Here is a 5,015-nt window from a genome sequence, read left to right as displayed (position 1 = left end):
GACGATCAGGGACAGGAGATCGATCGCTACTCTTCATAGCGAACTCCTTTGCGAAGTGTATCTGTGCTGTTGATATTTCCGGTTTGGAGGAGTGACAGAGGTTTCTTTAGAGAGATTCGCGATTGTAATCAAAACTGTACTATAATTGTACTAAACATGTTCTTACCTATAGCATCAAAAGCTTATGAAAGCAAAATCAAAACGATATCTCAAACCGGGGGTGAAATTGTGAATCTAAAGGGCACAAAGACTCTTGAGAATCTTATGAAAGCATTTGCTGGCGAATCACAGGCGAGAAACAGATACACTTTCTATGCCTCTGTGGCGAAGAAAGAAGGTTATGAACAAATCTCGGCAATTTTCAAGGAAACCGCAGACAACGAGAAGGAACACGCTGAAGTTTTCTTTAAACACATTATAGAAGGTATGGCCGGCGAGTTGCCGGTTATGGTCCACGTGGATGCAGATTATCCTGTTGACTTGAGAGGAACGAAAGAGAATCTCAAGGCAGCTGCGGCCGGAGAAAACGAGGAGTGGACGGAACTGTATCCAACATTTGCCGATGTCGCGGAAAAGGAAGGCTTCAGAGATGTTGCAGAGAGCTTCCGGCAAATAGCGAAGGTTGAAAACAGACATGAGGCTCGGTATTTGAAACTTCTGGAAAACGTCGAAACCGGCAAGGTATTCAAGAGAGAAGAAAAGGTTTTGTGGAAGTGCGGTAACTGCGGTTACATTCTGGAAGCAAAGGAAGCACCGGAACAGTGTCCGGCATGCAAACATGCAAAGGCTTACTTCGAGCTCTTTGTTGAGAACTACTAGACTAATTTCCATAGGATATATGGGTCCGGCGTTGCCGGACCTTCTTAACTGACTATTCCAGACGCGTCAAAGAGCTGAATCCATCTTCGAATTTCTTGTATTCCCGATCTTCTAGATCCTTCATATTTGAGTTGTTTAATAGGAACTCAAGGAAGGTGATCACCTTTTCACAGGAGATATCGTTGTACTGCATGTTCTCTATACTTGAGCGCTTGGTAGAAGAGATCCTGCCGATTAAAGTATGTAAAGTGAAGAGTTCAAGTTTCTCAAGCTCCATAAGCCCTGCAAGCTTTTCCAGAAGGACTACCCATGTTTCCAAAGGACTAGTTGTTCCAAAGTGATTCTGCAATACAGGCACAAGTTGTCCGTAATAGAAATGGTGAGTGGATTCGCTCTGCCAAGGCTCAATTCCAAAGATTGCTATTGCCTCTTCCTTTCTCTTTTTTGGCATTGAAAAGAGCGCTCTTGCAATGGTGTCCTGCTTTGCAAAGATGAAGTACTCCTCTCCGACAAGATAACCCAGTTCACTGAGGCAGTCGAGATATCCCTCTTTCATGAAGTCTCGCGAGACTTCGGGGTTGAAGTCAAGAACATCTCCGTAGAATTCTCTGGGTTTGATTACAAGATGTTTCACTTCATCCAGCCTCTTCAGTGATACAAGAGTCAGAATGTCTCTGATTCTCTTCGGACCGAGATCGACAATAATAATCTCTTTGAACCCTCTGCTCAAAGCCATATTAACTGGAATATTTCTGTAGATACCTCCATCTATGAACTTTTCCAAGCCGATTTGCTCTCTTCTGAAGACTGGATGATTAGCGCTTGCCAGAATGTAGTCTTCTAGCTCTCCTTTTGGAATGTCTTCGATATATAGCTCCCTCGGCTCCATATTGCTGAGAGAATATGTGACTAAACCAACGTCGATAGAGGCTTTTCGAACGTCCTCTTCTTTCAGGAGACGACCAAAGTTTTTTCTGAGCGGAGCGGGATCGAAACCCCCGCTCTTGAGTGCGCCAATCGCCTTCTCGATAAGGCTGCCGTCAGTTCCATCTATTACGATTTTGTCGAAATCGATTTTCAGCCATAATTCACGAGCGACTTCGAACTGGTCCATAGCAACTGCCATTGAGTTTAAGGCGCCTACCGACGTCCCATAGACTCCCCCGATCTCAATTCCACAATCCTTTAGAGCCTTCCAGACTCCTATCTGATAAGCTCCTCGGGCTCCGCCTCCCGAGAGCACGAGTCCGATTTTGCCGTCGAAATCGACCCTTTTCTTCGCCGGTACAAGAAGTTCGGACAGATTCAATTTACTCACTTTGGTCACCTCTATCCAATTGTATATTAGGCTTCCTCCGAAATCCACAGAAATTTCCCTCATGGTGCATGTTCAGCTATAATGCTTAAAGGAGGTGTAATATGAACCTGGAAAGTTTTGGAAAGCGCTTCGCGGAAATAACGTCTGAATTGGAGAAGCTAGTTGCAGAAGGTGAGATTCCCGGAATCTCCTGCGGGGCACGTTTTGGCGACACAGCTGAAACTGCCTCTTTTGGGGTCACGAACATCAACCATCCCTTGAAAGTGAATGATGAGACTTTCTTCCAGATCGGCTCTATAACAAAGACTTTCGTTGCTCTTGCTGTTATGAGATTGGTCGATGCCGGCAGGATCGATCTGGAAAGACCAATTAAGGAACTCCTCAAAGATTTCGCTCTTTCAGATAAAGGAGCTGAAGAACAGATCACGATGAGACATCTTCTGACTCATACCTCTGGCATTAAGGGAGATTACTTCAAGGACTTTGGTTACGGTAAGGACGCCCTGGAGAAAATGGTTGGGAGCATGTCTTCTCTTCCTCAGATCAACCCTCCAGGAAGAATCCTTTCTTACTGCAATTCGGGTTTCTATGTGGCCGGAAGAATCATTGAGACAGTTACCGGGAAGACCTTCGAAGAAGCAATCATCGAACTGGTTTCTGAGCCTCTCGGTCTGGAGAACATTCGTTTCTTCCCCGAAGAGATAATCACTGAGCGTGTCGCTGTCGGACATCTGACCGCAGAAGATCGTATATCTGTTGCACGTCCCTGGGCCGTTGGAAGAGCAATACATCCAGCTGGAGGCATCGTCACGAACATCAAAGAGCTCCTTGACTATTCAGCTTTCTATTTCAGTGGCAGAGCTTCGAACAGAAATGGAATCATAAGTGCTGATTCCTTTACAAAACTCACAACTGGAGAAACTGACGCCTCCCCTGCATCTAAGGTCGCACTTGGCTGGTTCGTCGAAGAGATAGATGGATTGGCGACAATACAGCACGGTGGTGGCACCAACGGTCAAATATCATTGCTGATGGTTTTCCCCGAGACGGACTTTTCGGCAGCCATTCTAACCAACAGCAATGAAGGCAGCAAAGCAACCTCTCTCTTTTCAAGAATGGTCTTGGAAGATCTTCTGGGACTGAATCCGGTAATTTTGGAACCCGCAACTAATTATCTGGAAAGGGCAGAGAAGATTGCCGGGCTCTATAGAGGAGAGATGTCAGATCTGGAGATCTTCATTGAGCGAGGAAAGATCTTCATTAAGGAAATCCCGCGAGTAGGTTTTCCTGATGAAGACTCGGAACCGGCACCGCCATCGACGCCGCAGGAGATTTCAATATCGGGCGAAGGGTTCATAATAAATCTTAGCGAACCTTATTTGGCAAGTGCGGGGGAGTTGATCGTTAATGAATCCGGCAGAATAGAAGGTCTGAGAATCGGACTTCGTATCTATAATAGGTCCTGAGGTAATAGAACTATTATGGTATGATTCGATCTTCCCACCGCCCTTACCTCTGATAAAATAAGAGTGCGGTCGTATCTTCATAACTCGATGAAAAGATTGGAGGGTTATTATGAGCCAGCTCGTTGTTATGGGAAACACACGTCTCAAAGGCGAGATAAGGGCAAGTGGCTCCAAGAATTCAGTGCTTCCGATTCTGGCGGCTACAGTAATGATTGAAGAGCCAGTCGTCATAAAGAATGTGCCAGAATTGCGAGATGTCCAGACGATGATATCAATACTTCAGCAAATTGGAAAGACAGTCTCTTTCGAAAATGAAACCGTCACAATAATGCCTGGAGAGATTCTAGTAGGAAACGTTCCATATGAACTCGTGAGAAAAATGAGAGCCTCATTCAACATTATTGGTCCTCTCGCCATGATTTGCGGTTGGGCAAAAGTTGGAAAGCCTGGTGGCTGCAATATCGGCCAGCGTCCTGTTGATTTTCATCTCAAGGGTTTGGAGGCTTTTGGATTCAAGATAACCGAAGAGCACGGCGACGTTATGGCCATAATTCCGCAGAATTTCGAGAAAGAGATAATCTATGCTCTTCCATTTCCCAGTGTAGGAGCTACAGAGCAGCTAATGACTACGGCAGCGCTTATGGAGGGGAGCAAGGTAACGATTGAAAACGCCGCGCGCGAACCTGAAATTTCCGATCTTCAGAACTTTCTTAACAAGTGCGGCGCGAAAGTCAGTGGTGCCTCAACTCCAACCATTAAAGTGACGGGAATTGGAAAGCTTAGTGGAGCAGAGTATTCAGTTATTCCAGATAGAGTAGAGATCGGAACGTATTTGCTCGGAGCGATAGCCACCAGAGGTGATGTTAAGATTCATGGAGCAATAGCAGACCATTTGATCGCCCTGTTGAGCATTCTCGAAGAGATGGGTGCCGGTATAGAAAAGAGCCATGAATACTTGCGAGCTTTCTGGAAAGGCCCCTTGAACCCTGTTAGAGTATCATCTGAACCATACCCTGGATTTCCAACAGATCTTCAACCAATAATTACGGCCGTCTTAGCGACGGTAGAGGGCACTTCGGTGCTTGAGGAAAACGTCTTCGAAAATCGTTTTGGATACGTAGATGAGCTAAATCGTATGGGGGCTAAGATTAAGGTTTCAAGCAGTCATGCAAATATTCGCGGAGTGAGCAAGCTGAGCGGAGCAGAAGTAATTGCCCCAGACATCAGGGCTGGAGCAGCTCTTGTCATGGCCGGACTTGCCGCCGATGGAGAAACAATTATCAATAACGTCACTCACCTATTCAGAGGTTACGAGAGATTTCAAGAGAAACTGAGAACACTCGGAGCTAAGGTAACGTTTTATCCCGACGAAGAATGAGGGAGAAACGAGGTTAGGGTTTGGTGGCAGGAGG

General features: G+C 45.8%; 4 protein-coding genes. 3 read left to right on the top strand and 1 reads right to left on the bottom strand.

Annotated features, from left to right (window positions below; genetic code table 11):
* Positions 1 to 228 precede the first annotated feature (228 nt).
* On the top strand, positions 229 to 819 hold the full coding sequence (locus ENN47_01170) for a rubrerythrin family protein (protein ID HDP76802.1): 591 nt from the start codon (positions 229 to 231) through the stop codon (positions 817 to 819).
* 52 nt (positions 820 to 871) lie between these two features.
* Here the strand turns inward: ENN47_01170 and ENN47_01165 are convergent, their stop codons facing one another.
* Positions 872 to 2,137, bottom strand: a complete 1,266-nt coding sequence (locus ENN47_01165; protein HDP76801.1) for a patatin-like phospholipase family protein — start codon at positions 2,135 to 2,137, stop codon at positions 872 to 874.
* A gap of 101 nt (positions 2,138 to 2,238) precedes the next feature.
* On the opposite strand from ENN47_01165, the gene ENN47_01160 reads away from it, so the two are divergent.
* Together ENN47_01160 and murA are read left to right on the top strand one after the other, a co-directional pair.
* Complete coding sequence (locus ENN47_01160; GenBank protein HDP76800.1) at positions 2,239 to 3,603, top strand: class A beta-lactamase-related serine hydrolase; 1,365 nt, start codon at positions 2,239 to 2,241, stop codon at positions 3,601 to 3,603.
* Between the two features lie 109 nt (positions 3,604 to 3,712).
* Entirely contained in the window at positions 3,713 to 4,981 is a 1,269-nt protein-coding gene (gene murA, locus ENN47_01155; protein HDP76799.1) for a UDP-N-acetylglucosamine 1-carboxyvinyltransferase, read from the top strand.
* Positions 4,982 to 5,015: the final 34 nt, after the last annotated feature.

This window comes from Mesotoga infera, assembly GCA_011045915.1.
Taxonomy (GTDB): Bacteria; Thermotogota; Thermotogae; order Petrotogales; family Kosmotogaceae; genus Mesotoga; species Mesotoga infera_D.
The sequence above is the reverse complement of the archived record's forward strand: the minus strand, read 5'-3'. Positions and strand labels throughout refer to the sequence as shown.